Source organism: Rhodococcus sp. (in: high G+C Gram-positive bacteria) (assembly GCF_049591685.1).
Classification (GTDB): Bacteria; Actinomycetota; Actinomycetes; order Mycobacteriales; family Mycobacteriaceae; genus Rhodococcoides.
Genome location: NZ_JBAWFH010000508.1, coordinates 1 through 4,610 on the forward strand (window position 1 = coordinate 1; position 4,610 = coordinate 4,610).

At 61.0% G+C, this 4,610-nt stretch carries 4 protein-coding genes; all 4 read left to right on the forward strand.

From position 1 onward, the window contains the following. Positions 1-183 (forward strand): hypothetical protein (locus WBQ44_RS20820; protein ID WP_495568567.1); only part of this gene is annotated, 183 nt, incomplete at its 5' end. 67 nt (positions 184-250) lie between these two features. Continuing rightward, entirely contained in the window at positions 251-1,576 is a 1,326-nt protein-coding gene (locus tag WBQ44_RS20825) for a flavin-containing monooxygenase (RefSeq protein ID WP_495568568.1), read from the forward strand. Positions 1,577-1,610: 34 nt separating this feature from the next. Next, on the forward strand, positions 1,611-3,131 hold the full coding sequence (locus WBQ44_RS20830; RefSeq protein ID WP_495568569.1) for an AMP-binding protein: 1,521 nt from the start codon (positions 1,611-1,613) through the stop codon (positions 3,129-3,131). A 203-nt stretch (positions 3,132-3,334) separates the two neighbouring features. Next, entirely contained in the window at positions 3,335-4,531 is a 1,197-nt protein-coding gene (locus WBQ44_RS20835; RefSeq protein ID WP_495568570.1) for an acyl-CoA dehydrogenase family protein, read from the forward strand. Positions 4,532-4,610: the final 79 nt, after the last annotated feature.

Genomic DNA, 4,610 nt, shown 5'->3' on the forward strand with positions numbered 1-4,610 from the left:
GTCTCGGGCCATGACCTGAAACGCAGCCTCGACCAAATCTCGACGCCGCTGCTCTACCGGTACGCGTGCCACGTGATCTCCCAACTCCGAACGCCGACTGGGGCGATGACTTATTCGCACCCCAGTCTAAGTCACATGACCTACATCTCGAACGAGCGCGCCCAAACCGATTCATTGACTTAGTCGCTTGACAAAGTCAAAGTACGACGCGATGCTTCAACCACATGAAAAAACAACCAGAGGACTACTCGTGAGCGACGACATCGATTTGACCGACCGGGTGTGCATCATCGGGGCCGGCCCCTCCGGCCTGGTCACGGCACGGCAACTGCGGAGCGCCGGCGTGCCGTTCGACGTCTTCGAAAAACACTCCGATGTCGGTGGGATCTGGGACATGGACAACCCAGGAAGCCCGATATACAGAACCGCCCACTTCATCAGTTCGAGGTACAGCAGCGGCTTCTACGGCTCCCCGATGCCGCAGTCGTATCCCGACTACCCGTCGTGGAAGAACATCCGAGACTACATCCGGCAGTTCGCTGCAGCCGAAAAGCTCTACGAAAACATCACTTTCGATACCTCGGTAGAACGCGCCGAACTCTCGGACGACGGGACGTGGACCGTTACGGTCGGCGGACAGCGACGACGGTACAAAGCGCTCGTCGTAGCAACCGGGGTGACGTGGCACGAAAACCTTCCGCACCTTTCCGGCCAAGAATCGTTCACCGGAACGATCCTGCATTCCCGCGAGTACGTCGACAGCTCCATCTTCTCGAACAAGAACGTGCTGATCGTCGGCGCAGGCAACTCCGGTGTCGACATCGCATGCGACGCAGCGGTGAGCGCGGAGAAAGCATTCTTGAGTGTGCGACGCGGTTACCGATTCATCCCGAAACACATCTTTGGAATGCCACTGGACGTGTTCTCGAAGTCCGGTAGGAAAGCTCCCGCCGGAATCACGTTGCCGGAGAACATGAACGATTTGCTCGACGCTCTTGTGGGCGACGTGACGCGATTCGGGCTCCCGGCCCCCGACCATGACGCCATGGCCTCACATCCCATCGTCAACGATCAAATCATCCACCACTTCAACCATGGCGACATCACAGCCAAGGCGGACGTCGAACGACTCGACGGTTCGGACGTGGTCTTCCGAGACGGATCCCGCGAGCAAATCGACGTCATCTTGCTGGCCACCGGCTACGACTACAAGATCCCGTTCATCGACGACACCCTGATCGAGTGGACGAGCGGACGCCCCCAGCTCTACCTGAACGTCTTCAGCCGCACCATCGACTCGCTGTACGTGGTCGGTTTCATCGAGTTCGCGGACGCAGCCTACAAACGATTCGAAGAAATGGCCCAATTGGTGGCCATGGACCTCACACTCGTCGGCGACGACAAGCAGGCGTTCGTGGAAATGAAGCGCAGCGATCGACCGGATCTGCGTGGGGGCAAGCACTACATCGACTCACCGCGTCACGCCAACTACGTCGATACGCAGTCTTACCAGAAAGTACTGCGCGGCGTCCGCGAGCGTTTCGGCGTGACCGATCTCGCTGGCATCACACAATGACCACTGAACCCACCACCACGTACGAGGCCCGAACATGAGTTGGTTCACCGTTGCGCGCACCGACCCCGACAGATGCGCCCTCGTGGACGGCGACCGCAGCTTCACCTTCGGGGAATTGCGGGCGATCGTCGGCCAGATCTGCGCCGGCTGGGACGCCGCGGGTATCGCACGGGGGCAGACCATCGCTGTAGTTCTACGCAACTGCTGGGAACTACTCGTCATCGAATTGGCCGCGCTGAGCACCGCACGCTACATCCTGCCCATCAATCACCACTTTATTGTCGACGACATCGCTTACGTACTCGGTGACGCCGAGCCTGCGCTGGTGGTGACCAGCAACGAATTCCTGGCCACGGTCGACACCGCAGCAGAAAAAGCTGGGCTGCCCACCGCCACTTGCGTCGCCAACGTCGATGCCGGAAAACGTGATTGGACTCGGTCGTGGACCGACCGACCGGACTCGGATCCGGAAGATCGGCGCGCCGGCTCTTTGATTCTCTACAGCTCGGGTACGACGGGCCGTCCGAAAGGAATTCGACGACCACTGGCTGGAACGACACCGGAGGAGGAAAGCGCGAAATCACGCATTGCGTGGTCACCGATGAGGCTCGACCGCGGGCCAGGGGTACATGTGGTGATCGCGCCGCTTTACCACGCCGCCCCCAACGGGATGGTCGTCGGCGCACTCGCCCGCGGCGTCACCGTTGTCATCGCGCCAGGACAGCGATTCGACGCTGCACAGTTCCTCGACTTCGCCGGAACCACCGGGATGACCGAATCGTTCTTGGTTCCCACGATGTTCTCCCGGCTGCTCAACCTTCCGCCCGAACAGCGCAGCCGGTTCGATACGAGCACGATGCGGCGCGTGGTCCACGCGGGCGCGCCCTGCCCCGTTGCAGTGAAACAACAGATGATCCACTGGTGGGGACCGATACTGTCGGAATTCTATGGATCCACCGAATGCTCGGTGACGACCACCACAACGAGTGAAGAATGGCTGGACGCGCCAGGAACCGTCGGCCGCGCACGCCCCGGGTACGACGTCGACATCTGCGACGACGAGGGCAACCCCGTTGCTCCCGGGCAGGAGGGACTGATCCGTGTCGCGGGCAGTCCAGAATTCCACTACATCGGAGACGAGGCCAAAACTCAGCAAGCACGGCCGAACGGCGCAGTGGTGCTTGGGGACATCGGGCGACTCGACGAACACGGCCGTCTGTACATCCTCGACCGCCGAAGCGACCTGATACTCAGCGGAGGGGTCAACATATATCCGGCCGAGATCGAACTGGCGCTGCACAACCATCCGCAGGTCCAGGATGTCGTCGTCATCGGTGTGCCGGACCAGGAGTGGGGGCAACGGGTCGTGGCGCTGATCCAACCAGTCGACAGCGCCGACCCTTTGCGACTGGCTCAGGCCGTCGAGTCCTACGCTCGCGACGTGCTCGCCGGTTACAAAAGACCGCGCGAATACCGAGTCACATCCGCCATCCCCCGAATGCCCACCGGCAAGATCAACCGCACCCATATTCGCGAACAGATGTTGAAGACCTGACTCCGTCTTTCGCCGAACGGACAACGGCGGCAGACGCAAGATCGGCGGGCCCGCGCCGTCGCCTTCACGCAAATAGCTCTAGCGCGATTCCCGTATTACTGGCTGGTACAGCGCACACCGGATCAGTGCGCCTCGCCCCCGGGCGCCATGCCGCTCACGTTCACACACGCATCCCGAAGGAATTAGGACTCATCGTGCACACCATGAACCCGGAGGTACCCGACGATGTCTTCGCGGACATCCTCAAGCAAGTTTCCCATTTCGTACGGACCCGAGCGGTCCCACGCGAACTCGAAATCATGAACAGCGATGCCATCCCCGCAGACCTGCGCAAGCAGGTCGCCGATATGGGGCTGTTCGGCTACGCCATTCCGCAACAGTGGGGCGGGCTCGGCCTCGACCTCGTCCAAGACGTCGAACTGGCCATGGAACTCGGCTACACCTCGTTGTCTCTGCGATCGATGTTCGGCACCAACAACGGCATCGCCGGCCAAGTACTCGTCGGGTTCGGGACGGAACAACAGAAAGCCATCTGGCTCCCCGGAATGACCACCGGCGAGATCGTCGCCTCGTTCGCGCTGACCGAGGACGGAGCAGGATCGAACCCTGCCGGACTGAAAACCACCGCGACCGCAACCACAGACGAAGACGGGTCCGGCTGGGTCATCAACGGCAGCAAACGTTTCATCACCAACGCACCCACCGCACATCTCTTCGTAGTTTTCGCGCAACTCGACCCGAAACCTGCTGCAGGAACTGGCATTGCCGTCTTCCTCGTTCCGGCCGACAGCGCAGGAATACAGGTCGGAATCAAAGATGCCAAGATGGGGCAGCAAGGCTCGAACACCTCCGACGTCACCTTCACAAACGTGAGGGTCGGCGAAGATTCACTCGTCGGCGGAAACAACGACATCGGATACAAAGCGGCCTTGGCGTCCCTCGCGCGGGGACGGGTGAACATCGCTGCCCTCGCGGTCGGGCAAGCCCAACGTGCACTCGACGAATCCGTCGCCTATGCCGCAGGATCCACCCAGGGTGGTCAGCCCATCGGAAATTTTCAACTGGTCCAAGCGATGATCGCCGATCAACAAACCGGAGTCATGGCAGGCCGAGCACTCGTACGCCAAGCAGCACGCGACTGGGTCGATAACACCGACCGACGCATCGCACCTTCGACCGCGAAACTGTTCTGCACCGAAATGGCCGGCAACGTCGCAGACCTCGCCGTGCAAATCCACGGCGGCACAGGCTACATGCGCGATGTGCCCGTCGAACGCATCTACCGCGATGTACGCCTGCTCCGGCTTTACGAAGGAACGAGCGAAATACAACGGCTGATCATCGGCGGAGGACTGGTCAGAGCTGAACAACAACGCACAACCACACGCATCAGTCGATAGAGCTCTTCGGTTTCCCCAAACCCTGCCTCGATACGAGGGCCGCCTCCCACCACAGATGTCACCGGCGCCTACTCACCGC

Bases quoted from the DNA above. Each gene is read 5' to 3' on its own strand.
- WBQ44_RS20835 (WP_495568570.1), top strand. From the start codon at position 3,335: ATGAACCCGGAGGTACCCGACGATGTCTTCGCGGACATCCTCAAGCAA.
- WBQ44_RS20830 (WP_495568569.1), top strand. From the start codon at position 1,611: ATGAGTTGGTTCACCGTTGCGCGCACCGACCCCGACAGATGCGCCCTC.